Source organism: Roseibium sp., assembly GCF_965229775.1.
In the GTDB taxonomy this organism is placed as follows: Bacteria; Pseudomonadota; Alphaproteobacteria; order Rhizobiales; family Stappiaceae; genus Roseibium.
The window spans coordinates 4,293,637-4,318,256 of the sequence record NZ_OZ245929.1; the positions used below are offsets into that span (position 1 = coordinate 4,293,637).

At 60.2% G+C, this 24,620-nt stretch carries 20 protein-coding genes; 8 read left to right on the forward strand and 12 right to left on the reverse strand.

Annotation, left to right across the window (positions count from 1 at the left end; genetic code table 11):
• Window positions 1-18: 18 nt before the first annotated feature.
• Both ACO07N_RS19375 and gmk read left to right on the forward strand, forming a co-directional pair.
• On the forward strand, window positions 19-912 hold the full coding sequence (locus ACO07N_RS19375; protein WP_421982597.1) for a YicC/YloC family endoribonuclease: 894 nt from the start codon (window positions 19-21) through the stop codon (window positions 910-912).
• Between the two features lie 5 nt (window positions 913-917).
• Window positions 918-1,613, forward strand: coding sequence for a guanylate kinase (gene gmk, locus ACO07N_RS19380; RefSeq protein WP_421982598.1), 696 nt, complete (start codon window positions 918-920; stop codon window positions 1,611-1,613).
• A gap of 577 nt (window positions 1,614-2,190) precedes the next feature.
• Here the strand turns inward: gmk and rsmA are convergent.
• The 6 genes from rsmA to lptF form a co-directional block, all read right to left on the reverse strand.
• Window positions 2,191-3,042 (reverse strand): 16S rRNA (adenine(1518)-N(6)/adenine(1519)-N(6))-dimethyltransferase RsmA, encoded by an 852-nt coding sequence (gene rsmA / locus ACO07N_RS19385; RefSeq protein WP_421982599.1) that lies wholly within the window; start codon window positions 3,040-3,042, stop codon window positions 2,191-2,193.
• Between the two features lie 10 nt (window positions 3,043-3,052).
• Window positions 3,053-4,072, reverse strand: a complete 1,020-nt coding sequence (gene pdxA / locus ACO07N_RS19390; RefSeq protein ID WP_421982600.1) for a 4-hydroxythreonine-4-phosphate dehydrogenase PdxA — start codon at window positions 4,070-4,072, stop codon at window positions 3,053-3,055.
• Between the two features lie 6 nt (window positions 4,073-4,078).
• Window positions 4,079-4,999, reverse strand: coding sequence for a SurA N-terminal domain-containing protein (locus ACO07N_RS19395; RefSeq protein ID WP_421982601.1), 921 nt, complete (start codon window positions 4,997-4,999; stop codon window positions 4,079-4,081).
• Between the two features lie 362 nt (window positions 5,000-5,361).
• Window positions 5,362-7,731, reverse strand: coding sequence for an LPS-assembly protein LptD (locus ACO07N_RS19400; protein WP_421982602.1), 2,370 nt, complete (start codon window positions 7,729-7,731; stop codon window positions 5,362-5,364).
• Between the two features lie 5 nt (window positions 7,732-7,736).
• Complete coding sequence (gene lptG / locus ACO07N_RS19405; RefSeq protein ID WP_319387014.1) at window positions 7,737-8,831, reverse strand: LPS export ABC transporter permease LptG; 1,095 nt, start codon at window positions 8,829-8,831, stop codon at window positions 7,737-7,739.
• Window positions 8,828-10,012, reverse strand: coding sequence for an LPS export ABC transporter permease LptF (gene lptF, locus ACO07N_RS19410; protein ID WP_421982603.1), 1,185 nt, complete (start codon window positions 10,010-10,012; stop codon window positions 8,828-8,830). Before lptF ends, lptG begins: the two co-directional genes overlap by 4 nt.
• Before the next feature lie 232 nt (window positions 10,013-10,244).
• On the opposite strand from lptF, the gene ACO07N_RS19415 reads away from it, so the two are divergent.
• Both ACO07N_RS19415 and ACO07N_RS19420 read left to right on the forward strand, forming a co-directional pair.
• Window positions 10,245-11,744: a leucyl aminopeptidase gene (locus tag ACO07N_RS19415; protein WP_421982604.1), complete on the forward strand. Its 1,500-nt coding sequence runs from the start codon at window positions 10,245-10,247 to the stop codon at window positions 11,742-11,744.
• 469 nt (window positions 11,745-12,213) lie between these two features.
• Complete coding sequence (locus tag ACO07N_RS19420; RefSeq protein WP_421984457.1) at window positions 12,214-12,651, forward strand: DNA polymerase III subunit chi; 438 nt, start codon at window positions 12,214-12,216, stop codon at window positions 12,649-12,651.
• Window positions 12,652-12,709: 58 nt separating this feature from the next.
• Here ACO07N_RS19420 and ACO07N_RS19425 read toward each other — a convergent pair whose 3' ends face one another.
• From ACO07N_RS19425 to ACO07N_RS19435, 3 genes are all read right to left on the reverse strand, one after another.
• The gene (locus tag ACO07N_RS19425; RefSeq protein WP_421982605.1) at window positions 12,710-12,958 is read right to left on the reverse strand and encodes a hypothetical protein; all 249 of its coding nucleotides are present in this window, start codon (window positions 12,956-12,958) and stop codon (window positions 12,710-12,712) included.
• Between the two features lie 37 nt (window positions 12,959-12,995).
• On the reverse strand, window positions 12,996-14,879 hold the full coding sequence (locus tag ACO07N_RS19430) for an ABC-F family ATP-binding cassette domain-containing protein (protein ID WP_421982606.1): 1,884 nt from the start codon (window positions 14,877-14,879) through the stop codon (window positions 12,996-12,998).
• A gap of 99 nt (window positions 14,880-14,978) precedes the next feature.
• Window positions 14,979-16,052, reverse strand: coding sequence for an alpha/beta hydrolase family protein (locus ACO07N_RS19435; protein WP_421982607.1), 1,074 nt, complete (start codon window positions 16,050-16,052; stop codon window positions 14,979-14,981).
• A 144-nt stretch (window positions 16,053-16,196) separates the two neighbouring features.
• On the opposite strand from ACO07N_RS19435, the gene ACO07N_RS19440 reads away from it, so the two are divergent.
• A complete protein-coding gene (locus ACO07N_RS19440; RefSeq protein ID WP_421982608.1) occupies window positions 16,197-17,207 on the forward strand; it encodes a helix-turn-helix domain-containing protein in 1,011 nt (336 codons plus the stop codon).
• Here ACO07N_RS19440 and ACO07N_RS19445 read toward each other — a convergent pair.
• A complete protein-coding gene (locus ACO07N_RS19445; RefSeq protein WP_421982609.1) occupies window positions 17,204-18,010 on the reverse strand; it encodes a DUF4344 domain-containing metallopeptidase in 807 nt (268 codons plus the stop codon). The two genes, ACO07N_RS19440 and ACO07N_RS19445, sit on opposite strands and share 4 nt — an antisense overlap.
• Window positions 18,011-18,319: 309 nt before the next feature.
• On the opposite strand from ACO07N_RS19445, the gene ndk reads away from it, so the two are divergent.
• The 3 genes from ndk (at window position 18,320) to ACO07N_RS19460 (ending at window position 22,495) form a co-directional block, all read left to right on the forward strand.
• Window positions 18,320-18,742 (forward strand): nucleoside-diphosphate kinase, encoded by a 423-nt coding sequence (ndk, locus tag ACO07N_RS19450; RefSeq protein WP_421982610.1) that lies wholly within the window; start codon window positions 18,320-18,322, stop codon window positions 18,740-18,742.
• A 176-nt stretch (window positions 18,743-18,918) separates the two neighbouring features.
• Entirely contained in the window at window positions 18,919-20,016 is a 1,098-nt protein-coding gene (locus ACO07N_RS19455) for a YHYH protein (RefSeq protein WP_421982611.1), read from the forward strand.
• Between the two features lie 379 nt (window positions 20,017-20,395).
• Complete coding sequence (locus ACO07N_RS19460) at window positions 20,396-22,495, forward strand: molybdopterin-containing oxidoreductase family protein (protein ID WP_421982612.1); 2,100 nt, start codon at window positions 20,396-20,398, stop codon at window positions 22,493-22,495.
• 99 nt (window positions 22,496-22,594) lie between these two features.
• On the opposite strand, the gene ACO07N_RS19465 is transcribed toward ACO07N_RS19460, so the two are convergent.
• Window positions 22,595-23,002: a DUF983 domain-containing protein gene (locus ACO07N_RS19465; protein WP_421982613.1), complete on the reverse strand. Its 408-nt coding sequence runs from the start codon at window positions 23,000-23,002 to the stop codon at window positions 22,595-22,597.
• A 176-nt stretch (window positions 23,003-23,178) separates the two neighbouring features.
• Window positions 23,179-24,573, reverse strand: a complete 1,395-nt coding sequence (locus ACO07N_RS19470; RefSeq protein WP_421982614.1) for a PLP-dependent aminotransferase family protein — start codon at window positions 24,571-24,573, stop codon at window positions 23,179-23,181.
• Window positions 24,574-24,620 lie beyond the last annotated feature (47 nt).

Below are 24,620 nucleotides of genomic sequence, written 5' to 3' on the forward strand. Positions count from 1 at the left end.
CAAGTCCGGAGGGGGCAAATGGCGTTAGCCAGCATGACGGGGTTTGCGCGTTCGGTTGGGGAATCCGGGGCGGTCCGCTGGACCTGGGAGCTCAGGTCGGTGAACGGAAAGTCCCTGGATCTGCGGATACGCATTCCGGCCGGGCTGGAAGCGCTGGAACCTCAGATCCGCGAACGTTGCAGCAAGGTGCTGAGGCGCGGCAACGTCTCGATCGGACTTGCCATGCACCGCGACCAGTCGGAACAGCTCCTCCAGGTGAACGAAAGCGCGCTGGAGGCCGTTCTGTCGACCATCGACCTTCTGAAAGACCGGGTTCCGGATCTCGCGCCGCCCTCGCTCGACGGGATCCTGTCGCAGAAAGGCGTCTTCGAACTGAAGGAGCCGGAAGACGACGAGGAGATGCAGGCAGCATTGCACAGGGCTCTGCTGACGACGCTCGACGCCGCGTTGATCGATCTCGTCGACATGCGTCACACGGAAGGACAGGCCATCAGCGATGTCGTCCGTGCGCAGTTCGACAGGATATCGCAGCTCACCCAGGCCGCAGAAGATCTTCCCGCAAGGCATCCGGACGCGATCAAGGAACGGCTCCGCAAACAGGTCGCAGACCTGATGGAAGCATCCGACGGCCAGTTCGACCCCCAGCGCCTGCACCAGGAAGCCGTGTTTCTCGCGACAAAGGCGGATATCCGGGAAGAACTCGACCGGCTGCATGCCCATGTATCAGCGGCGCGGGATCTGATGGGAACCGGAGGCGCCATCGGGCGGCGGCTTGACTTCCTGGCACAGGAATTCAACCGGGAGGCCAATACGCTGTGCTCGAAGTCCAATGATGTGGATCTGACGGCAATCGGGCTGGACCTCAAGGCCGTCATCGATCAGATGCGTGAGCAGATACAGAACCTGGAGTGACACCCATGACCGCGACACCTGCAGGAACAACCGTCAGCGCAGAGCAGGCGGAACAGCAGCGCCGGGGGCTGATGCTGGTGCTGTCATCTCCGTCAGGGGCGGGCAAGTCCACGATCGCCCGATTGCTGCTCGACAAGGAAGACAATCTGGAACTGTCCATTTCCGTCACGACGCGCCCGCGCCGGTCCAGTGAGGTGGACGGGGTTCACTATCATTTTCTGGATGCGAAGCGCTTCGAGCAGATGCGCGCGCATGATGAGCTTCTGGAATGGGCGGAAGTTCACGGCAACTATTACGCAACACCGCGCGGCCCGGTCGAGGAGGCCATCGAGAGTGGCCGCGATATCCTCTTTGACATCGATATCCAGGGCACGTTTCAGCTCTATGAAAAGATGCGCTCGGACGTGGTTTCGGTGTTCATTTTGCCGCCATCCATCGCCGAGATGAAATCAAGATTGTTCCGGCGGGCCGAGGATGCCGACGAGATCATCGCAAAGCGGATGAAGACGGCCGTTGGCGAAATGCGTCACTGGTCCGAATACGACTACGTGGTTGTCAACGACGACCTTGAACGCGCCTACGAAAATGTCCGAGCCATTTTGAGGGCGGAACGTCTGAAGCAGTTCCGTTCGCCAAAGATCGGCCCTCTCATCCAGGGCATGGTCGACGACCTGGAAACGGAGCTCGGCGACAAGAACTAAAACCCGGCGCCATTATACCAACCTCAATAAGTAAGACCCTATTCGACCGTGGCATGAGAGTCTTCCGCGAGGAGCGTGTCGCGGGGCGATGTGGGGCATCGGCCAAGATGCGCAACGCGGCGGAACGCTCTCATGTTGCGGCCTGCGGTGGTTTTTTCAGGCCCGCCGGACTGCGTCGCGCCGCTCGACCGGCGAACCAGGCCGACCCGCGCATCGCTCCTTGCCGGTGAACCTGAAAAAGACCCACTGCTGTCCGGATTAACCCGCAGTTCATCTCGCGACGCGGTCCTCAGTCAATGAATTTGTCATTCCGGCTGAAGCGCAGCGGAAGGCCGGAACCCAGTAACCACCTGTTTCTCCTTCATCCTTCAGCCTGCGGCCACATGGAGTACTGGTTCCCGGTCTTGCCGCGCGTGCGGCAAACCGGGACGACAAATCGAGGAAATAATTCCGTATCGCGATTTGGCAGCGCGCGGAATTATTTTGTTTTCTCAGAGACCAAAGTTCGACAGTACTTTGTGAAACGGACAGCAGTGAAAAAGACCATCGAATAGGTTTTTACTTGTTGAGGTTTGTATTACGCCGCAGGCGACTGGGGAAACGTGTTCGCCAGGCGGACAAAACCTTCAATATCGATTTCCTCCGCGCGCGCCGTCGGCTTGATGCCGGCTGTCTCGATCAGGCCTTCCGCATCCCGTGACAGCGGCTTGAGGCTGGCGCGCAACATCTTGCGGCGCTGGCCGAATGCCGCTGCGGTGATCTTCTCCAGGGACTTCAGGTCGCAAGGCAGGGGATCCGCCCTTGGTGTCAGGTGAACGACGGCCGAGGTTACCTTGGGCGGCGGTGTGAAGGCTTTCGGGCTGATGTCGAAGAGAATGCCGCTATGACACCGCCAGCCGGCAAGCACACCAAGGCGTCCGAAGGCCTTCGTCCCGGGTTCCGCTGTAATGCGCTCGGCAACTTCCTTCTGGAACATCAGCGTCAGCGAGGACCAGAAGGGCGGCCATTGCGGTGTCGTGATCCAGTTCAGAAGCAGCTGTGTCCCGACATTGTAGGGCAGGTTGGCGACGATCCTGACAACGCCGCCCCCGGTCAGCGAAACCGGGTCCAGCTGAAGCGCATCGCCTTCGATCACCTCAAGGCGGCCCGGGTAGTGGCTGGCGATATCCGCCAGCGCAGGCAGGCACCTGGCGTCCTTCTCGATTGCGACGACCTTGCGCGCACCGGCGGCCAGCAACGCCCGGGTGAGCCCGCCGGGGCCGGGCCCGATTTCCAGAACCGTCGCTTCTGCAAGATCTCCTGCTGAACGGGCGATGCGCGATGTGAGGTTGAGATCGAGCAGAAAGTTCTGGCCAAGCGATTTTTTGGCGTTCAATCCATGTGCCGCGATCACGTCGCGCAGCGGGGGCAGGTCGTCAATCTGGGCCATGCGGGGTCAGCTACAGCAAGTCGGGGTTTGACAGGGCGCGCGCCATGCGCAAGGCAGCGGCAAAACTGTCGATACGCGCGGTTCCGCTGCCGGCGATGGAATAGGCGGTCCCGTGGTCGGGCGACGTCCTGACGAAGGGCAGTCCGAGTGTGACGTTCACGCTGTCATCGAAGCCGAGGGTCTTGGCAGGGATTAATACCTGATCGTGATACATGCCGAGCACGCAATCATACTGTGTCCGCGCCGCGGCATGGAACAGCGTGTCGGCAGGATGCGGCCCTGTTGCGTGAATGCCCATCTCCTTGAGCTGTTCGATAGCCGGTTTGACGATGTCCTCGTCCTCTTTTCCCATCGCGCCGTTTTCACCGGCATGCGGGTTGAGGCCGCAAATCGCGAGTCTCGGATTCGGATACCCGAACCGGGTCTGGAGATCCTTCGCCGCGATCAGCGCCGTGTCGACAATGAGCTGCCGGTTCAGCGCGTCGGGAACCTCCCGTATCGCGATATGAATGGTAACGGGCACGACCATCAACTCGGGACCCGCGATCATCATGACCGGTTTCGCCTCAAGGCCCGGCCAGTGTTTCTGCGAAAGGGCGCCCAGAAACTCCGTGTGACCGGGAAACGCAAAACCGGTCTTGTAGAGAGCCGCCTTGTTGATCGGGTTGGTGACGAGTGCCGATGCACGTCCGGTCCTGATGTCTTCGACGCAGCCTTCAATGGCCTCGACGACCGAGGAGGCCGCCGCGTCCTGCTCTTCGCCGGGTGTGTCGGCCAGCGAATTCCCGGTTTGAAAGACGGGCAATCCCTTGCTAAAGGCCTTCGGTGCGTCTTCCGGTGTGCAGGAAATCACCCTGGTTTTCAGGCCAACTCTTTTCGCGCGCGCGTCAAGAAGGGCCGCGTCCCCCCGGACGTAGAAGCAGGGGAGCTTGAAGGCTTTCCGGTTCCACCAGGCAAGCAGGGAGAGTTCCGGACCGATCCCGGCTGGCTCCCCCATGCTGACCGCGATTGGCGATTGCTTGGGGCTCATCTGGGCTCAGCGGTAGATGATCGTCGCGCGGCGGCGCACATCCATCAGGTATTTGCGTGACTGGCTTTCGCCTTCCTTGGCGCGCAGCTCGTTCTCAAGCTCGGCGCGCGCACCGATGTCGGACGCAATTTCCCGTTTGCCGCATACCGCGATCATCTCGTATCCGACCGGCGTTGTAGACGGCTTTGTCAGGCTGCCCGGGGTAAGTGCGTTGATTTCATCGCGCATGTTGGGCGGCAGCTCGGTTTCCAGGCGCCGCCCGATCGGTTGCACCACGACCTCGCTGTACTGGCCGAGGACGCTGCCGGCGTCGTCACAGCCGTTGAATGCCGACCGGATCTTGTTGCTTTCCTGCTTGCGCTTCGACTTGAAACCGCCTGACGAGTTCTTCGGCACGACGACGATCACGCGTTTCAGGTCGTATTCAATGGACTTCTGCCGGTCGGCTTCATCTTTCTTCTGCAGCGCGGCGATGATATCGGACTCATCCACCTCAATCTGGCCGCGGAACCTGCGCTGGAGCAACTGGTTCCAGGCGAGCTGTGCCTTCAGTCTCGATTTGAGCGTCGCCGGCTGCACGCCGCCGCTGCGCAGCGCCTTGGAAAGCTGGGATGGCGACATCTTCACATTACGGGCGATGTTGTTATAGGCGTTGTCGATCTGCGTCTGGGCGATATCGATGCCCATTCTGTCCGCTTCGGCGAGCTTTACCTGATCGTCGATCAGTTCCTGCTGCGCCTGACGTTTTGCGACAGACGACGACTTGCGCTGCGTCAGGGTGATCAGGCGCGCGCGCTGGCTTATGTCGTAGTCTGTGATCGGCACGTCATTCACGATCACCTTGATGGCGGCATGGGCCGGGGTGATTGCCGGCGTCATCAGTGCCAGGACAAGGCTCAGGAAAACAGGGGCAAAACGCAGTCGCATTGGTCAACCTTCTGTGTTGGCCCACAGCCAAACCGAAGCTAGTGTTATTGTGGCTTGCTTTCTCGCATATAAGCAGCGCGATTTCAAAATAATACCTGCATGATGCCTGATATCATGGCAGCAAAATGTCTCGCCAAACCTTATGCGGACATAATGTCGTGAACCGGAATGTTTTTCGAAACTGAAAACCGGGCCTTGCCTAGTGCGGTGAATTTGAAGTTCCAGTCATTGCTGCAGCAGTCTCCGAAGCGAACTTGAAATTCGTAAACCGCACTAGAAACATAGACTTGCTAGTCACCTTCTTGAACCTGAAGTTCGTTCGAAGCCCGCTGCACAATGAGACGAACTTCAGATTCAGGTGACTAGTTGAGCGCGCCGCTGGAAACCTGGGTATTGCCGATCGTTCTCAGGCCGATCCGGAAATAGAGCGTGCGGTTGACCGAGTCACCGTCGTTCCGGCTACGGTCCTCTGCGTAAGACATTGAGAACGAGAAGCCTTCGTCGTCGTAACCTATCCCGACACCATCCTGGACGATATTCGAGTTCTCGATATCGTAGCGCATCGAGCCGAACACTCTCCAGTTTTCCTGAAGGCGCAGGCTTGCCGAACCCAGGATTTCTTCGCGCGGGGTGTCGATGCCGACATCCGGCTGTTCGCCCAGGAACGCATAGGCGAGGGACGACACCACCGGACCGTAGATCGCGCTTGCCTGGGCCTGGAGCCGGTTGACGGAGAAATCGTCCTTGTCGAAACGCGCCTGCGCGCCGAGTTTGACGCCGTATTGGGTATCCAGGTACAGGCTGCCGACATAGTCCGACAGGGTCGTGGCCAGCCCGGAATCCTCGGTGGCCCCGAGAATATCCGGCGTCGCATAGGAGTTGTCGCCGGCCAACTGATAGGAACGGCCGAACAGGCCGCTCAAGTAATAGCCGCTGTTGAGCTGCAGTTTGTAGTTCAGGCCGACATTGAGACGGGTGCCGCCTTCTGCACGGTCGAAACCGGAAAACTTGTCGTAGTCGAACAGGGTCGTGGTGTCGAACACGATGCTCTGCGCATCGTCATTCGGCAATTCGCCGATCCGTTGTTCATTGGGGCGCGCGACAATCTGGGCGATCGGTTCGAAAACCTGGTTGCCACCGTCGAACGCGGCGATGATCGGATACCGGTACTCAAGCCCGATGGCCGGCATTGCGCGGCCCACGAAACTCTCTCCGGCCAGGGCGGTGACGTCGGAGTCGGGCGAGGCGAGGAAGAACAGGTCGCCGCGCATATAGGCAAACGGCGTGAAGGACTGGCCGAGCGGGTCGATGAATGTCCGCCGCCAGTCTCCCTGCAGCGAGAGGCGCGAAAATGTGCCATCCACGCCGCGGAACCTGGCCGTCGTGCCGCCGTCGATGGAAAATGCGTCGGTCTCGTCGCGGGTCAGAGAGGTGAAATTCGCGGCAAGGGACAGTTCGCCGGCAAGGATCGGGTCGGCGAAAACGTAGTCGTAGTCAATGACCGGAAGGACGAGAGGCTGCTTGTCCTGAAGCGAACTGCCGACGGGCGAGAACCCGTCCGCATCGAAATCACTGTCCTCGTAATCTTCCTGGGAAATCTGGAAGGCATAGGCCCTGACCGACAGCAGGTTGCGGTCGTTTCTGCCTTCAAGATAGATCTCCGAAGGATCGCCGCCTCCAAAGCTCGCCATGGAGTAGTCCTTGAAGAACTGCCGGTCGCTCTTGTAGGTCACGTTCCAGCCGAGGGTCCAGTCCTTGCTCAGATCGAACACGGCGGTCGAGTTGACAGCACCGCGCCAGCGTTCGTCCGCCCTGGATGTCGAAAACTCGCCCGGCTGCGCCTGGAACAGACCGGCGGCGGAGAAACTGACCTGGCCGTGCTCGAACCTGTGCCGGTACTGAACGTCCCCGAACAGGCCCTGCTTGGTCAGCGGCGTCAGCGTGGTCGTCAGGTCGTAATGCGGATTGAGCGCCCAGTAGTAGGGAACCGTGACACCATATCCGAGTTTGTCATTCACGACGCCGCTCGGGATCAGGAAGCCCGACTTGCGCTTGATGGTCGGGTCCGGCATCGACAGATAAGGCAGCCAGGCAATCGGCTTGCCATAGACTTCGAACGCCGCATTCTCGAAGCGGATGATCTTTTCCTGCTGCCTGTGAATGATCTTTTCCGCCCGCACGCGCCAGAGCGGAGGTTTGTCCGGCGGATTGGTCGGCTTGGTGTAGACCGTGTAGACACCGTTCTCGATCGTGGTGACATTGTTGCCCTCACGGCGCGCTTTCTCGGCAAGAAAACGCGTGCGCTTGGTCGTGTCGATCTGGAGAGCGTTGGCGAACCCGTCGGCGAAGTCCTCCGACAGCGTCAACTCGGATGTGCGCACGACGTTTCCGTCCGCTTCAATGAAGATGACGTTGCCGCGCGCCGTCAGCTGGCCCGACTTGCGATCGAAGACGATTTGATGCGCCTGAACGGTGTTGCCGTCGTAATAGACCTGAACGTCGCCGGTCGCGACAATCACGTCATTGTCGAAATCATAGGTGATTTCGCTGGATTCCAGCAGCATTTCCTCGTTCGGGTCGACATCACCTGTCAGGCTGCTGGTCAGATCCTGCGCTTGCGCGCCGGTTGCCGGATGCATGAGTCCGGCCGCGATGGCAAGACAACTTGCTGCCGCGAGGAGGCTGCCTCGTTTGGCCCACATCTCAAGAGTCAGGAAAAGCGGCAAAGACATCGGTCTCACCCGTCCTCCTGATGCAAGAGAATTGTCAAACCCATAAGAACTCCAAATACTCCGGGCGCCCAGGCAGCCACCAAAGGGGGGACAATACCGGCACCCCCGAAATCCTTCGCCAGCTCGGTGAGAACGTAAAGCACGAACCCGGACAGGATTCCACCCAGAATCATGGTCCCCAACCCACCAAACCGCGATACTTTAAGGGAAACTGCCGCCGCAATCAAAATCATGGCGACCAAAAGAAGCGGCCGCGCGAGCAGTGTCTGGTATTGCAAATTGTACCGGTAGGCCGGCAATCCGGCATTTCTGGCCAGTTCAATGAAGCGGGGCAGGTTCCAGAACGAAATCGATTCCGGCGAACCGATGCTCTCGCGCACCTCTGTCGCGGTCAGGAACGTGCTGACCTGATACCGGCCATAAGGCTGTGGATCTTGTTCCGTCGTGTAGACGATCGCGTCGCTCAGGTACCAGATTTCATCTCCGAGGCGCGCTTCATCGGCCTCGATGCGCTCGCGGAACGTTCCGTCCTTGTCGAAGGTGAAAACCGTAACGCCCAGGAGCTTGGTGCCGCCGTCCAGCAACTGCTTGGCCAGAAGCACGGATTCTCCATCCAGACCGTCCTGCCGGACCCAGACTTCGTTGCTGTTTTGAAGTAGAAACGTCTGGTCGGCACCGAAGAGGCCGGCTGCGACTTCGTCGGATTTCTGCTGGAACCAGACCGCCGCCGGATTGTAGATCGTGACGGACATGATCCCGAGAATGATCCCGACCACGATGGCGGGCATTGAGAACTGCCAGACCGATATGCCGGAGGCGCGCGTCACCACCAGCTCAAGGGCGCGGCTGAGCGTGACAAATGCGGCAATCGACCCGAACAGCACCGTGAAAGGGATGACCTGCTCCAGCAGCAGGGGCACGCGCAACAGCGAGATCAGGGAGACCCTGAGAACCGAAAAACCCTCGCGGTCACCGCCCCTGCGGACCAGCTCAAGAACGTCGAACAGGAAGATCAGCACCGCTGCGAACACGAACAGACCGAGGATCGCCTTGAGAAAGCGATTGGAGAAATAGATCGCAAGCGTCCGGCCGAGGATCATGAAACGCCTCCGGCCTGCTTGTTGTTGAGCCGGTTGCTGATCGCTTCAAGCCGGTCCTGAAGCGACTGATGCAGGGTGCGCAGCCAGCGTGGCTGGGTTCGGCGCTCGTTGAAGATGGAGACCAGCGCCAGGGCCGAGCCGGCGATGGGAACGATGTAGAGCAGGCTGAGCAGCACGTTCGACACCCCGGCAATGGCAGTCACGCCGAAACCGGATGTCCGCAAGATGACGCAGCAGGCAATGGCGCCGACAATCGCCGTTCCCCTGCCTTGCCGGGTTGTCCGGGCTTTTCCGAGAAAGGCGAAGACGATCAGTCCGAAGGCGATTGCGTAGAGCGGCTGGCTGAACCGTTCGTGCAGCTCTTTCGCCAGCTTGTCCGCATTGTTCAGCGCGTAGGCATCGTTCCGGCCGGGCGCAAGCAGGTTCGCAGTGGTCCGTTCACTCGCCTTGAACACCGGTTCTCCCGCTTCCGGGATCAGGTTCGACAGGTCGAAGGCGTAGGACTGGAAGCGGACAATGGAAATGTCGCCTTCCTGCTTCGGGCGGCGCTGGATCGTGCCGTTCTGCATGACGAGCAGTGTCCGGTCCGCCGCTTCGACGATGTTGCCGGTGTCGGCCTGGTAAGTGAACGCGGTTTCCCCGTCGCGCGTATCGTGAAGCAGTAGGCCGTCAAGGGTGCCGTTTCCGGACCGGTTCCGGATATGAAACGTCAGACCGCTTTCCACCGTTATGAACTTGCCGGGCTTGACGATGTTCGCCACGAGATCCGCCCTGACGCGGGTGATCTCGGTTCGCAGCTGCGCGAGCCCGCCCGGCGCCACGTAAAGCGACAGGCCGGCAATCAGAAGCATGACCGCAACCGAAAAGATCATGACTGGCTTGAGGACAAGAAACCTGGAACCGCCGCTGGCATCGATGACGATCAGTTCGCTGTCGCCGGAAAGCGCGTTCAGGACAAGGATCAGGGCGAGCATCAACGCGAATGGCGCGACGATCATGATCAGGAAGGGAAGGGCCAGCATCGTGATGCCGACAAACTGGACGATCGTCTGTCCCTTCGATGTCACAAGATCAAGCTGACGGAGTGCCTGGGTGGCCCAGACCACGCCGGTCATGGCTGCAATCGTGAGCGTGAATGCATACAACGTCCGCCGGATAATGTAGCGTTCGAGCGTCTTCATGTCTGACCGGACAGGCCCTTCGCAAATACCAGTAAAAATCCCCAGCCATCGAATAGCACGTAATGTGGTGAACGCCGCATAAATAAGAATGGTTAATTTGCATTAATTTTGTTCGCTGTTGCCGAAAAGTCGTTAAAACCCCATGATTTGCGTTAAACAGGTCACAGTCGCAATCCGGGCAGACGTGACCTGGAATTGCAAAGACAACCGAAAGCCGAACAAGGACCGACGCATGACCAAGCTAGCAAAGATTTCGTTTTCCAAGGCAGACGCTCCCGGGAAGGGGGTCGCCGTCGTTTTTGCCACCGAGGAGCTTGGCCTCGGGAGCATCGCGCAGGACGTTGCCTCCGGGCTGCAGGGCGGTCTTGAGAGGGCGGCGGGGATCGCCGGCTTTTCCGGCAAGAAGAAAACGACGCTCGACCTCGTGGCGCCGGCCGGCCTGACCCTCGATCGGCTGATCGTGTTCGGCGTCGGCAAGGCCGAGGACCTCTCGCCGGGCGACTGGCGGGCGTTTGGTGGTGTTGTTCTGGCCGCGCTGCAAAAGGCCAAGGCCGATGCGGCCGAAATCCTGTTCGACGTACCGGGCGGAGTGGAGCTGTCTGCGACGGAAATTGCCGAGTTTGCAATGGGAGCGAAGCTCCGCGCCTATACCTTCGACGCCTACAAGTCGAAGAAGAAGGGAGCCGAGCCGGAGAAGGATCTGAAGCTTACCTTGAAGGTTCCGGACACGAAAACGGCACGCAAAAGCTGGAACGCCGCAAATGCCATCGCCGACGGTGTCATCCTGGCCCGTGACCTTGTGAACGAACCGGCAAACATGCTCGGTCCCGTCGAGTTCGCAAAAAAGGCCGCCGAGCTGGAAAAACTCGGTGTCGAGGTGGAGATCCTCGGCGAAAAGGAAATGAAGAAGCTCAAGATGGCAGCGCTGCTCGGTGTGGCACAAGGCTCTGTCCGTCCGCCGCGCCTGGCGGTGATGCGATGGAATGGCGGCAAGAAAGGTGTTGCCCCGGTTGCCTTCGTCGGCAAAGGCGTCGTCTTCGATACAGGCGGCATCTCCATCAAGCCGTCGGGTGGCATGGAGGACATGAAGGGGGACATGGGCGGTGCCGCCGCGGTCACCGGCGTCATGCATGCGCTTGCCGCCAGAAAGGCGAAAGCCAATGTCATCGGTGTCATTGGTCTGGTTGAAAACATGCCGGACGGCAATGCGCAGCGTCCCGGTGACATCGTCACCGCCATGTCCGGCACGACGATCGAGATCCTGAACACGGACGCCGAAGGGCGTCTCGTTCTCGCCGATGCCCTCTGGTACACGCAGCAGAAATACAAGCCGGCCATCATGATCGATCTCGCGACCTTGACAGGCGCTGTCCTTGTGGCTCTTGGCAACCTGAATGCGGGACTTTTCTCCAACGATGACGATCTTGCGGAGAAGCTGCTGTCATCGGCCGGAGCAAGCGGCGAACCGATCTGGCGCCTGCCTTTGTCGAAGGAATACGACAAGATCATCGACACTCCGAATGCGGACGTGAAGAACACCGGCGGACGCTGGGCCGGGTCGGTGACGGCGGCGCAGTTCCTGCAGCGCTTTGTCAATGACGTGCCGTGGGCGCATCTCGATGTAGCCGGTACTGCATTCGGCGCACCGAAGGATGACATCAGCCAGGGCTGGGCATCCGGTTACGGCGTCCGCCTTCTCAACCAGCTGGTTGCAGACCACTACGAAGGCTGACGCGGCATGCCTTGGCACTCATGAAAAAACCCGCCGAAACGGCGGGTTTTTTTGATTGGATTTCTTGTGCGCTCAGCAGGTCTTGTAGGCCTGACAGGCGGTGGCCGGTTCGACGAGCATTCCCATTCCAAGTGTTGCCCCTGCAACGACAGCTACCAACGCACAAAACACAAAAACGCGTGCAATCATTCACAAAATCCCCTCTTTGGCCGGTTCGGAACCACCGGACACCGGCCACCCAGCATTGATCCTTTGGATCGCTCTCGGAAACGAACACTAGTCAATCGACATTTGCGAAGGGTTAATGATACGAGTCATGCGGCCTGTCCACGCCGCATGCGCGGAAAAGCGAATTTGGGTGTCCGGCTGTTGCAGCCGCGCATCAGTTTCGCTGGCATGGCTTGATATCCTGTGCAAAAGCGCAGGGTGACGGGAACCGGTCAGGAGCGGTGCAGTGAGCGTTGAAGTGATGTTTTATCATCTGATGCACAAGCCGCTCGAGGCCGCCTTGCCGCAACTGCTGCTGAAGTGCCTGGAACGGGACTGGAAAGTGGTCGTGCAGACCGGCAGCGAGGAACGCTGCAACGCGCTGGACTCCCATCTGTGGACCTTTTCCGATGACAGTTTCCTTCCGCATGGCACCAAAACCGACGGCTATGCGGAGCACCAGCCGATCTATCTCACGGCCGAACAGGACAATCCGAACGAGGCGGACGTCCGTTTTCTCGTGGACCGGGCGGAACCGCCGGCGCTCGGTGGCTACAAGCGTGCGATCTACATGTTCGACGGAAACGATGAGGCCGCTCTCGCGGAGGCGCGCCTGCGCTGGAAGGAAGCCAAATCGGAAGGGTTTGACATCGCCTACTGGCAGCAGACGTCATCGGGTGGCTGGGAGAAAAAGGCCTAGAGGATACAACCTGGGTCCTAGAGACTTTTGATCCTGGTCATACCGCGGCGGATCAACTTCAGAAATGCAGCGTCACCGTCCGGCGTGACTTGGGCTGCATTTTTGCAGCAATCTGCCCCATGGTGCAGTCACCTTTCTTCCTGCCAAGCCGGAAGTGCAGGATCGCAAGTGATTTGCGTGCTGGCGAAAGTCTTCGGTTATGCGCAATTTTGCGGCCTGTCTGCGCCAGGCAACGATTGGCACGCTTGCCGGCGGCCGCTGATTTGCGCTTGCTCGCGCTACCTTGTGGCTTTTTCAGATCCGTCATTTGCACTCCCGATTGAAACTGAGCGGTACACCAGTGCCTATCCGGCCTCTTCGAACTCGGCGGAAAGCTCGAGCCATTCCTCTTCCGTCTTGACCAGTTTTTTCTCGCAATAGGCGCGTTCCTTGGCGAACTTCGTGGCACGGTCAGGCTCACGCTGGAAAAACTCCGGATCCGCCAGGGCATCGTCCAGCTTGCCGATTTTCTCCTGCAGGCGCGCCATTTCCTTCTCGGCCGCGTCAATTTTCTGCTTCAGCGGTTTCAGAAGACTGCGCCGTTGGGCAGCTTCGCGGCGCTTGTCCTGCGCGGAGGCCCGTTCGGCTTCCTCTTCGGCACGTGCCCTGGCTTTTTGTGCTGCTTCCGGACCCTGCAGGATCAGCCGGCGGTAGTCTTCCATGTCCCCGTCAAAGGGAGCGACCTTGCCGTCGGCAACGAGCCACAGCCGGTCGGCACAAGCTTCGACCAGATGCCTGTCGTGACTGATGAGAATGACGGCCCCCCGGTAATCGTTCAGCGCCATCACAAGGGCCTCGCGGCTGTCGATGTCGAGATGGTTGGTCGGTTCGTCGAGGATCAGCAGATGCGGGCCGTCGAATGTCGCAAGACCGAGCAGCAACCGGGCTTTCTCCCCCCCGGAAAGATCCTTCGCGGGGGTGTCCATGCGGTCGGTCGGCAGACCGAAGCGGGCAACCCGGGCGCGGACCTTGGCTTCGGGAGCATCCGTCATCAGCGATCTGACATGCGCGACGGCGCTTTCGGCAGGGCGCAGTTCATCGAGCTGATGCTGGGCGAAGAACGCGATCTTGAGTTTGGTTGCCTTGGTGATGTCTCCGTCCATGGCGGCGAGCCGTCCGGAAATCAGTTTTGCGAATGTCGACTTGCCGTTGCCGTTCGCACCGAGAAGGGCAATGCGGTCGTCCGTGTCGATATTCAATGTCAGCCTGGACAGGATCCTGGTGTCGCCGTAGCCGGTCGAGACGCCTTCCAGCTTCATGATCGGAGGGGCGAGTTGCGCGCCAGGATCGGGAAACTGGATAGGTTTGCCGCTTTCTTCGGTCAGCGCCGTTATCGGCTGCAGCTTCTCAAGCATCTTCAGGCGTGACTGCGCCTGCCGCGCCTTGCTCGCCTTGTAGCGGAAACGGTCGACGAACGCCTGCATGTGCTTGCGCTGCGCATCCTGTTTCTCCTTCGCCTTTTCCGCCAGCACCATGGCTTCGCGCCGCTGTCGGTCGAAACTGTCGTAGCCGCCGGAATAGTAGGTCAGTTTTCCGCGTTCCAGATGGACGATGCTGTCCACGGCCTTGTTCAGGAGATCGCGGTCGTGGGAAATCAGGAGGACCTGATGCGGATAACGCGCAACGTAGTTCTCCAGCCAGAGCGTGCCCTCAAGGTCCAGGTAGTTGGTCGGCTCGTCGAGAAGCAGCAGGTCGGGCTCCGAGAACAGAACCGCGGCAAGCGCGACCCGCATGCGCCAGCCACCGGAAAAGGAGGAGCACGGGCGCTGCTGGGCGTCGGCATCGAAACCCAGGCCTGCGAGGATGGAGCCTGCGCGCGCCTCGGCGGTGTGGGCGCTGATATCCGCAAGCCTGGTGTGAATGTCCGCGATCCGGTCCGGGTCGGTTTCCGTCTCCGCGTCGGCGAGCAACCGGCTGCGTTCCGTGTCCGCCGCCAGAACCACCTCCATGAGCGTGTCTTCGGTGCCCGGTGCTTCCTGGGCAACCTGACCGATACGGGCGCGCTTGGGGATCTGTACCGAACCGGTCTCGACGGATAGGTCTCCGGTAATGATCTTGAACAGGGTCGATTTGCCGGCGCCGTTCCGGCCGACGAGGCCGGTCTTGGACTTGCCGGGCAGGCTAACGCTGGCCTTGTCAATCAAAAGGCGGTCCGCGATCCGGTAGGTAAGGTCTGATATCTGCAGCATGGCCGGATGTTTGGCGGAGCATTGCACCTTATGCAAGCGGAAACCGAGCACGACAATGTGGACAATGCGGCGCAGTCGGCCGCATTGTCACGGCAGGGATCAATTGCTGCCGAAAAAAACGATCAGTTCGCTGACGATACGCTCGTGCTGCGCCTGCCTGTCGGAGCTGCCCTTGATACAGACAATCTCATCGCCCGGCTCGTGTACCTTCAGGACTTCATAGCCTTCCGGCTTGCACACACCCATAAAGTCGAAATGCCCCGCATCGGCGAGTTCGACGTGCCGGGTCGTTTCACCGGGGAGGAGCGAAGCAAGCATGCGTGATTCGACATCCTGGTTGAGCATGTCGGCACGTCCGGAACCGAGAACCAGGACGGGTGTTTCCAAAAGTCCCAGGCTGCGGCGCGACAGGACCGGCGTGCCGCCGAGATCCATGCTGACAATCTTCCGGACGCGTGCGTCCTTGCGCGAAAGCTGCATTTCCTTGCGGTCCGCGTCCGTCTCCGCGACCGACCAGCCCTTCAGAACGGAACACACGACATTTGTTTCCTCTTCTGCACACAGGTTTTCATAAAGACCGGCATCGAACCGTGCACCTGCCAGAAGCATGACGGTGTAACCGCCCAGCGAGTGGCCGGCCGCATAAATCCTGCCTGCGTCGACACGATCCGCCAGCGGGCTTTTTTCGAGGAGAAACGTGATCAGGCGCGACATGTCCACCGGCCGCTGCCACAATTCGCGTGCGTGATCTGCATCGCGCAGAAAGGTACTCGTTCCAGGGTGATTGATCATGGCGACGATAAATCCACGACGTGCTAGCGCAGATGCCAGCCATGCCTGATTGAGCGTGTTTCCGTACATTCCGTGGGAAACCACGAGCAGCGGGAAGGAGCCTTCGGCGGCGGTGCCGCCAGGGTCTGCCGGTGCCATCTGCCAGACCTTGCTCTTGTCTGCCAGCTCGAATTTTTCAGGCGTTGACGTCGGGTACCAGACATTGCCGGCGAGCGGGCGGTCAGCCCGCGCATCGCTCACGCTGACCTCCAGGACGCCAGGTCCGTAGGGCAGTGCGGACGAAGCAGACGCCGCGGGCAGATCGGCAACCGATAACAGGCTAAAGAGCAGGACGAATATGATTGGGAACGCGTTTGCCGCAAATGGAGTTGAAGTGGGCATGGGTCAAAGACCTCCGGTTCGGGGTGACTAGCTCTCAAAATGTGTTTGCATCGAAGGTGTTGACAATCGTCGGGAGCGCGCTGTCCTGTCCTTAATCGTGATAAAGGACAGGTCGGACAGAGTGTCTTTTCTACGGGCGACGACATGATCAGCATCCCGGTTTCCTTTTTGCTCGCTGCGGTCTTCCTGGGTCTCGGACTGTCGGTTCTTTTCGGGCGCGGTTTGCCGCGTCTTTCCAGGACGGCCTTCGGCGTTTTCTTTGCTCTGCTCTGTGTCGAGGCGGGATTGGTGGGACTGCGCTTTGCCTATGGCGTCAACGATTTCGTCGTGCTGCAACGAAGCTTGCCGGTCTGGATTGCGCCATCCCTCTACATGGGATTTGCAGCGCTTGGATCCCGTGAAACCAGCATGCTGCAGTCAGCCATCCGTCATGGAGTTTTTGCCGCGCTTCTCACGCTCGCCATGCTGTTCCCGATCCCCGTTCCCGGCTACGTGGACGGTCTCATCGCGTTGAGTTTCCTCGTATATGGTGTCATGCTGGTGCGGCTCTGGGCAGGCGGACCGGACCGTTTGGCCTTGGCGCTGACCGGACAGGCAGGTTTCCTTCACCGGCTTCTTGCAATAGCGATAGCGATCGTGTTCGCAACGATTGCGACCGACCTCTGGATCGCGCTGCTTTTCACCATGCAGATGCCGGAAACCGCGTCGCTCGTGATCTCTTATGCGAGTCTCGCCTTCATCGTGACCGCGCTCGCGATTGCCGTCTTTGCCGCGCGTCAGCGCGTGCCGCGCCGCAAGACCGAAAAGAAAACGCTGCCGGATGCGGACAACAAGGCGCTCGTGGACAAGGCCAAACGCATCCTGGTCGAACAAGACCTCTACAAGGACCCGGCGATGACGCTTACGCGGTTCGCGCGGCGCAGCGGTGTGCCCGATCGAGACCTCTCGATCGCGATCAACGATGTTGCTGGCGTCAATGTCAGCCAGTTCGTCAATGAGGTTCGGCTCGAAGAGGCGGCCAGGCTGCTGACCGATACCGAAAAACCGGTCACCCGGATACATGAAGAGGTCGGGTTCCTGACCCGGTCCAACTTCTACCGCGAGTTCCGGCGCCGGTTCGGTGATGCGCCGGGTGCCTTCCGCAAGAAGGCTTAGCCGTCTTCCGAGATCAGTGCGAGATAAAGCTCGGCAAAACCACCCAGCAGCTCATGGCAGATGATGACTTCCCGCGTGTCTGCATCCCAGAACGCGTTGTCCTGGCCGCAGGCAGCGGCCTGGAAGGTGACGTTTTCGGGAAGGTCGTAGAATGTGTCGAGCTCTTCGGCGATCGTTTCCAGGATTTTCGCCTCTTTCAGAAACGAGCCTAGGAAGGCGAGTTCTGCCGGTGCGTCCTCGTGTATGACCTTGATCCTGCCCGCCGCCGTACCTTCCTGCCGTAAATAGGGATCGGTCACGTATTCCCAGGAGTCCGCGGCTTGCTCGTAGTCTGAGGCGCAGCTGTCAATGCGGTCCTCGGGCAGAGCGAGGTCTTCGGCCAGATCGAGGAAAGCGTCCTCGTCGGCACCCACCATCAGACACAGCATGCGATAGCCGCGCTGCTGGTCAAGATCGTGCTCGCCATAAAAGACCAGGGCGTCGTAGTCCTCTTCGGACATCAGAAACCAGCCGGTCATTGCGTGCAGGAGGTAGACGTCCATATCGTCCGTGTCCGCGGCCAGCATGGAGACCGTCGCAAGATTGTCGACGGCGTCTTCCTCTTGCGCGAGAACCGGCAGTTCCAGTTCCGACACGAGCATGTGGCCGGCTTCGTGATAGGTCACGAACACCGTGTTGCCGGCGACAAAGTCCAGGAACTCGGTCTGCTCGTCCTCCGAAAGAGCCTGAAAGGCGGCTTCCAGCCCTTCAAAGGAAGGAGAGACCTCGGCCGATGCGGTTGCCGAAAGAAACGAGAAGGGCATTGCAAAAGCCCAAATCGCTGCGAAGAAAAAAGCCTGAAGAGATTTCACGAGCAGTGTCCCGCCGTTTCGGGTTCCTTGGAATTTCGAGGCCGCAGCGAATACGATCCGCAAACAGCTTTTCGAAGACTATGCCTAGCGTCCGAACAATTCCAGCAGCATTGCAAGGTTCAGGCACGTTGCGAACGCTGCGAAAATGTCATGCCCCAGCCCCTTGCGGCCCGGGCTTAGCGCCGCTATTAAGGCCGCGAAATTTCTGAAATTCCGGACCGGCACGGCGTCGGTTCCCTTCGAAACGAGAAAGACGAAACCATGGCGATTGAACGCACGTTTTCCATGATCAAGCCGGACGCGACCAAGCGCAACCTGACCGGTGCCATCACCGCAAAGCTTGAAGAAGCAGGACTGCGCGTCGTCGCGTCCCGCCGCGTGTGGATGTCCCTGCGCGAAGCTGAGGCATTCTACGCGGTTCACAAGGAACGTCCGTTCTTTGGCGAACTGACGGAATTCATGTCCTCCGGTCCGACGGTCGTTCAGGTGCTTGAAGGCGAAAACGCCATCGCCAAGAACCGTGAAGTGATGGGTGCGACCAACCCGGCGGAAGCCGCTGAGGGGACGATCCGCAAGGAATTCGCCCTGTCGATCGGTGAAAACTCCGTTCATGGGTCCGACGCCCCGGAAACCGCTGCAGTCGAGATTGCGTTCTGGTTCTCCGGAACCGAGCTGGTCGGCTGAACCGGCACAGCGCAGTCAAGCGAATTCGAAAGCCGGTCCCGTCGGGCCGGCTTTTGCTGTTTTGAAACGATCTCCCGATACATCCCGTTACACATTCATACCAAAAGGCGACAGCACGCCTTGGTTGGCTCGGCCATACTGCCCGCGTCGGGGCATTGAATCTGGAGACAGAAAGCATGCGTTTAAGTCTTGCGCTTGCAGGCGCGCTGATAGCTTCACAGGCGGCTGCACACGACAGTGCAGCACCGATCGGCGGAGAAGAACCGGCTGAACACATCCACCTGAGCGATGAAATCTGGGACCTTTTCCTGCCTCAGGCGGAGGCGAGTGCCGACATCACGGTTGAGGGAAACACCAGACGCATTCACGCCAATGGATACCCCAACAAGCCACCCGGGAAATTCCCCAACCGAAACAATCCCCACGCCATTTCGAAGAAAAACTACAATCTCAAGGTGCCGCTCGATCCGCGCAAAAATGCCCGGCCGCGCGATGCGCAGGGGGCTGTATTCGGCATCGCTGTCAATGGGGTCGTCATGGACCCGGGGACAGCGGAATTCTGGCGGAATGACCGGCGTTCGGGATGGAACTACGAAGCGCTGGGCGGAGCCTGCAAGCTCGGCCTCGACAAGTACAATGCCCATGTCCAGCCGAATGGGACCTACCACTATCACGGCATTCCGACGGGCGTCGTCTCTGCAAGCGGCGGGCGGTCGGTTCCCGCGTTGATCGGCTTTGCCGCCGATGGCTTCCCGATCTATGGCCAGCACGGCTATTCCGATCCTGCGGGGAAGTCCCCGATGAAGAAGCTCCAGAGCAGCTATCGGATAAAGAACGGCAACAGGCCGGATGGTCCGGGCGGGCGCTATAACGGCAAGTTCACTCAGGACTGGGCCTTCGTGGAAGGGGCGGGCGACCTCGACCAGTGCAACGGCCGTTTCGCCGCGACACCCGAATATCCGGACGGAACCTATCACTATGTCCTGACCGATACGTTTCCATTCATTCCCAGGTGCTGGATGGGCACGCCCGATCAGAGTTTCACCCGGCTCAAGGGGCGCGGGCAGCGCCGCGGAGACCTGCTGCCGGAAGGTGACGTATCGGAGCACGATTTCGCTGCGATCAGCGATCTCGATGCCGCGCCGGTGATCCAGGTCCAGGGCGGTCCGCCACCGCGGATGCGCCCCGGCGGGCCGCCGCCGCAGCGTGGTCAGCGCGGTCCGCGCCAGCAGCGTGGCGGCCCCGGAGGACGGGCTCCCTGCAGCGGAAGCTGAAGCCATTGGTGGCACAGGATTGAAAGGGGAGGCGCTTGACGGCGCCTCCTTTGCTGTTCATTAGGGTCAGGACCCATTAATTTGTATGAATTGGTGGGGATGAATCTGTTCGGATACAAGGTGCAAAGCTGCAGGAAACCGTCCGGGTTCCGAAGATTTGCAACGACGTTGCCGGGCAAATTCACCCTATTCCTGCGGGACGCAAAAACGGCATCGATCTGCACCGTCAAACCGCTCAACCGGGCAGGAAGCCCGCTTGTCGCGCTTTTCCTTACAGCTCATCGCCGTTTGCTGCGCCAATTCAACCAAATTAATGAGTCCTGACCCAAGGTCAGGACAGGTCTGCCTGTCAGCTCGTGCAACACCGGATGGATACGCCATGAACCAGTCACCGCCGAAAAGCACCTTTTCCACGTGTCCGCACGATTGCCCTTCGGCTTGTGCGGTGGAGGTGCACTTCTATCCGCATGGCGACATAAGGCGGCTGAACGGAGCCAGGGAAAACACCTATACAGCCGGTGTCGTCTGCGCCAAGGTCGCCCGCTATCCGGAACGGCTTTACCACCCCGAACGCCTGACGAGCCCGATGCGCCGCGTCGGTGCAAAAGGCGAGGGGCGGTTTGAAGAGATCTCCTGGGAAGAAGCGCTCGACCTGATCGCACGGAAGTTCCTCGCCGCCGAAGCTGAATTCGGTGCCGAAAGCGTCTGGCCCTACTATTACGCCGGGACGATGGGACAGGTGCAGCGCGACAGCATCCATCGCCTGCGCCACGCAAAAGGCTATTCGCGCCAGTTCGACAGTTTTTGCACGAACATGGCCTGGACCGGCTACATTGCCGGAACCGGCCGGCTGGCGGGGCCCGATCCGCGCGAAATGGCGCTGTCGGATCAGATCGTCATCTGGGGAACCAACCCTGTGTCAACACAGGTCAACGTGATGACCCATGTCGTCGCCGCGCGCAAGAAACGCGGCGCCCGCATCATTGTCGTCGATGTCTACGAAACGGACACCATGAAACAGGCCGACATCGGCCTTGTCCTGAAGCCCGGCACGGATGCGGCGCTCGCCTGCGCGATCATGCATGTGCTGTTCCGCGACGGCCATGCCGATCGCGACTACCTCAACGCCTACACCGACTGTCCGGAAGAATTCGAAGCCCATCTTCAGACGCGGACGCCGGAATGGGCCGCCTCGATCACGGGTCTGGAGGCTGCCCGGATCGAGGAAATCGCCACCCTGATCGGTGAGACCAAAAAGACCTTTTTCCGGCTGGGATACGGCTTCACGCGGCAGCGCAACGGTGCCGTTGCCATGCACGCCGCCGCGTCCATCGCCTGCGTCACCGGCAGCTGGCAGTATGAGGGGGGCGGCGCCTTTCACAACAATGGTGCCATTTACCGGCTCGATAAGGAAATGATCGAGGCAACCTCGCTCAAGGATACGAATGTGCGCGCGCTGGACCAGAGCCTGATCGGCCGGGTCCTGACGGGCGACGAAGATGCCCTCCTGGGAGGACCTCCGGTCAAGGCCATCCTGATCCAGAACACCAATCCCGTGTCGGTCGCGCCGGAACAGGAGCGCGTCAAGCAGGGCTTTGCGCGTGAAGATCTGTTTACCGTTGTTCACGAGCAGTTCCTGACCGAAACCGCGAAGATGGCGGATGTCGTCTTGCCCGCAACCCAGTTTCTGGAACATGACGATATCTACAAGGGCGGCGGCCACCAGTATCTTTCGCTCGGTCCGAAGGCCGTTGAACCGCCCGAAGGTCCCAAAGAGAACATCTTTGTTGTCAACGAGATCGCCAGGCGTGTTGATTCAAAATCTCATCCGGGATTCGACATGAGCGCGCGCGAGCATATCGACTGGATGCTTCGGAAATCCGGCTACGGCAGCCTTGAGGACCTCGAGGCCGAGAAATGGCGCGACCTGCAGCCGGACTTCGAGACGTCGCACTTTCTGAACGGCTTTGGCCACGCGGACGGAAAATTCCGCTTCCGGCCCGACTGGGCGAACACCGCCGCGCCCAACAAGCCCGATGGCGAGACCGTGTTCGGGCCGTTCGCCGACATGCCCGAATTCCCGGATCAGTGGGATGTCATCGAGCTGGCGGATCGCGAACACCCGTTCCGCCTGGCGACGTCGCCGGCGCGCTCCTTTCTCAATTCCACGTTCAACGAGACGCAGACCTCGCTCAAGAAAGAGGGCAGGCCCGAAGTCTGGATCAGGCCGGACGATGCGGACAGCTTTGGCATTGCCGACGGCGCAAAGGTGCAACTGGGCAATGCGCGCGGCGTTGTCACGCTCCATGCCCGGCACGTTGAAACGGTGGCGCGCGGGACGTTGATCTCGGAGGGAATCTGGCCGAACGCGGCATTCGAGGACGGCAGGGGCATCAACACGCTGACCGGCGCCGATCCCGTTGCCCCTTATGGCGGCGCGGCGTTTCATGACACGGCAGTCTGGATCAGGCCGTGCTAGCACTCTCTTTCAGGCGAAACACCTGAAAAAATAAGCAGCGCATCCCGGCGGAATGCGCTGCCTTTCCAGACGTGAACACAGGTTTGGGGCTCCCGGTCGTCACGGCTGGGGTTGCGGGGCATCATCGTCCGATGTCACCAGCCGGCCTTCCTCGGCCTTGTAGAAATACTGGCTCGAGACCAGCCATCCCTTCAGGGGGCGCAGCATCGGAATGCAGGTGAGCAGGATCAGCGGCAGGGTCGTGACCAGGTGCACCCAGTAGGGAGCCGTGAACGCGATTTCCAGCCAGATGGCAAAAGCGACTGCCGGCACGCAGCCGAAACAGATGACGAAGAACGCAGGCCCGTCGGCGGGGTCGGCGAAGCTGTAGTCAAGACCGCAGTTGCTGCAGCCGCGCTTCAGCTTCAGGAATCCGTCAAATACCTTGCCCTCACCGCAACGCGGACAGCGGCCCTTGATGCCGGTCTGGATGGGTGACAGCTTCGGCCAGCTCTGCTTCGTGTTCATCTGCCTTCCAGTCTTGTGAAACGCCGCAAGCGCATTGACCGCGCTTTGCGTGATGCCATCATTTGAAATTTGACTGTATTTGTATGCAGTCAAAATATGGAATTGATGCGCAAAGTCAAGGAGGGCATGTGCGGCAAATTGGCCGTGCCGACTGAACGGATCGGGGGCGTTCGCCGTCAGAAATAGACGGATGCTTGCGCTGGTGATGCATTGAGTGTCTGGGAAAGGGTTTCGAGGGCATTCCCGAGCTGCTTCCGGTCCGCAGGGCCGCCAAGCCCGACGCGGACGCGCTCCGGCGGCACTCCGGACACGGTGAAGGCATCGGACTCGGTGACGCCGATCGGCAAGTTGCGCAACTGGCTGACGAGGGCCGGCCGGGTCCAGCCGTTGGAAAGCTTGAGCCAGAGGTGAAAGCCTTCGGGATCGGACAGGTAGTCCTGACCATGCAGGTGCGTTGCCGCGAGCTTCTGCCGTGCCGCGCTTTCGGAGCGAATGTGATCCAGAAGCTGCAGGGCTGTGCCGTCTTCGATCCAGCGGGTTGCAAGGGCTGTCATCACGGGGGAGGGCATGACCTGGGTTGTTCTCGATGCACGGGTGAATTGCCAGCGCGCTCCCGGGTTCGGCGCAAGCACATAGGCAAGCCGCAAGCCGGAGCCGAGGCATTTTGACAACGAACCGATGTACCAGGTCGTTGCTGGCGCGACGGCGGCAAACGGCAGGGGCGCCTTGCGGCAAAGCTGGCCATAGGCATCGTCTTCAAGGATCGGCACACCGGCCTTTTCCGCCAATGCGGCGAGTTCCTTTCTGCGAGCATAGGGAATTGTTTTTGTTGTCGGGTTCTGCAGCGTCGGATTGAGGTAGAGCGCCTTGAGGCGGCCCGACGCGGCAACACTTTGCAAGCTGTCCGGCAGCACCCCGGCCTCATCCGTTTCCAGCCCGACCAGCTCCAGCCCCAGCTGGGCCGCGAGCGAGCGTATGCCCGGATAGGTGACGTCCTCGCAGGCGACCTGATCTCCCGGTTCGGTGATGGCGGCCAAAATGGTGCTCAATGCCGCCTGGGCGCCGGATGCGAAGAGGATCTGCGAAGGCACGGGAGAAAGCCCGACCCCTTCGAGCCAGCGCGCCGCGGCCAATTGATCCTGTTCCCAGTTTTCGGGGTTCTGATAGCGAAGCAGCTCCATGAGATCGCCGGAAAGCGCGCTGTATCCCGACCGCATTCTGTCGACAAGCGTGCGATCTTGCGGCTCGGGTGGGAGATTCATCGAAAAGTCGGGTGGGCAGACCCTGAGGGACCCGTGCGGTGAACCTTTTGCAGTCTGTATGCCGTTCGGGTCGGTGACGAATGTGCCGCTGCCGACCTGGGACGACAGCAGTCCGCGTCGCCGTGCCTCCGCGTATCCGCGCGCGACCGTGGTGAAATCAAGGCCGAGCGCCCTGGCCAGTTGACGCTGGGCGGGGAGCCTGTCTCCCGGCGAGAGCCTGCCGTTTGAAAGGTCGGCGGCAATGCTGTCGGCAATGGCAATGTAGCGCGGGGCATCGCTGCCCTGAAGGTCGGGGCGCCAGTCGGTCATAGGGTTGTCGTCTTTCGGAAAATTGACTGCAAATGACTGTATATCGC

Coding starts and splice junctions, on each gene's coding strand:
- ACO07N_RS19375 (WP_421982597.1), top strand. CDS start 19: ATGGCGTTAGCCAGCATGACGGGGTTTGCGCGTTCGGTTGGGGAATCC.
- gmk (WP_421982598.1), top strand. CDS start 918: ATGACCGCGACACCTGCAGGAACAACCGTCAGCGCAGAGCAGGCGGAA.
- rsmA (WP_421982599.1), bottom strand. CDS start 3,042: ATGGCCCAGATTGACGACCTGCCCCCGCTGCGCGACGTGATCGCGGCA.
- pdxA (WP_421982600.1), bottom strand. CDS start 4,072: ATGAGCCCCAAGCAATCGCCAATCGCGGTCAGCATGGGGGAGCCAGCC.
- ACO07N_RS19395 (WP_421982601.1), bottom strand. CDS start 4,999: ATGCGACTGCGTTTTGCCCCTGTTTTCCTGAGCCTTGTCCTGGCACTG.
- ACO07N_RS19400 (WP_421982602.1), bottom strand. CDS start 7,731: ATGTCTTTGCCGCTTTTCCTGACTCTTGAGATGTGGGCCAAACGAGGC.
- lptG (WP_319387014.1), bottom strand. CDS start 8,831: ATGATCCTCGGCCGGACGCTTGCGATCTATTTCTCCAATCGCTTTCTC.
- lptF (WP_421982603.1), bottom strand. CDS start 10,012: ATGAAGACGCTCGAACGCTACATTATCCGGCGGACGTTGTATGCATTC.
- ACO07N_RS19415 (WP_421982604.1), top strand. CDS start 10,245: ATGACCAAGCTAGCAAAGATTTCGTTTTCCAAGGCAGACGCTCCCGGG.
- ACO07N_RS19420 (WP_421984457.1), top strand. CDS start 12,214: ATGTTTTATCATCTGATGCACAAGCCGCTCGAGGCCGCCTTGCCGCAA.
- ACO07N_RS19425 (WP_421982605.1), bottom strand. CDS start 12,958: ATGACGGATCTGAAAAAGCCACAAGGTAGCGCGAGCAAGCGCAAATCA.
- ACO07N_RS19430 (WP_421982606.1), bottom strand. CDS start 14,879: ATGCTGCAGATATCAGACCTTACCTACCGGATCGCGGACCGCCTTTTG.
- ACO07N_RS19435 (WP_421982607.1), bottom strand. CDS start 16,052: ATGCCCACTTCAACTCCATTTGCGGCAAACGCGTTCCCAATCATATTC.
- ACO07N_RS19440 (WP_421982608.1), top strand. CDS start 16,197: ATGATCAGCATCCCGGTTTCCTTTTTGCTCGCTGCGGTCTTCCTGGGT.
- ACO07N_RS19445 (WP_421982609.1), bottom strand. CDS start 18,010: ATGCCCTTCTCGTTTCTTTCGGCAACCGCATCGGCCGAGGTCTCTCCT.
- ndk (WP_421982610.1), top strand. CDS start 18,320: ATGGCGATTGAACGCACGTTTTCCATGATCAAGCCGGACGCGACCAAG.
- ACO07N_RS19455 (WP_421982611.1), top strand. CDS start 18,919: ATGCGTTTAAGTCTTGCGCTTGCAGGCGCGCTGATAGCTTCACAGGCG.
- ACO07N_RS19460 (WP_421982612.1), top strand. CDS start 20,396: ATGAACCAGTCACCGCCGAAAAGCACCTTTTCCACGTGTCCGCACGAT.
- ACO07N_RS19465 (WP_421982613.1), bottom strand. CDS start 23,002: ATGAACACGAAGCAGAGCTGGCCGAAGCTGTCACCCATCCAGACCGGC.
- ACO07N_RS19470 (WP_421982614.1), bottom strand. CDS start 24,573: ATGACCGACTGGCGCCCCGACCTTCAGGGCAGCGATGCCCCGCGCTAC.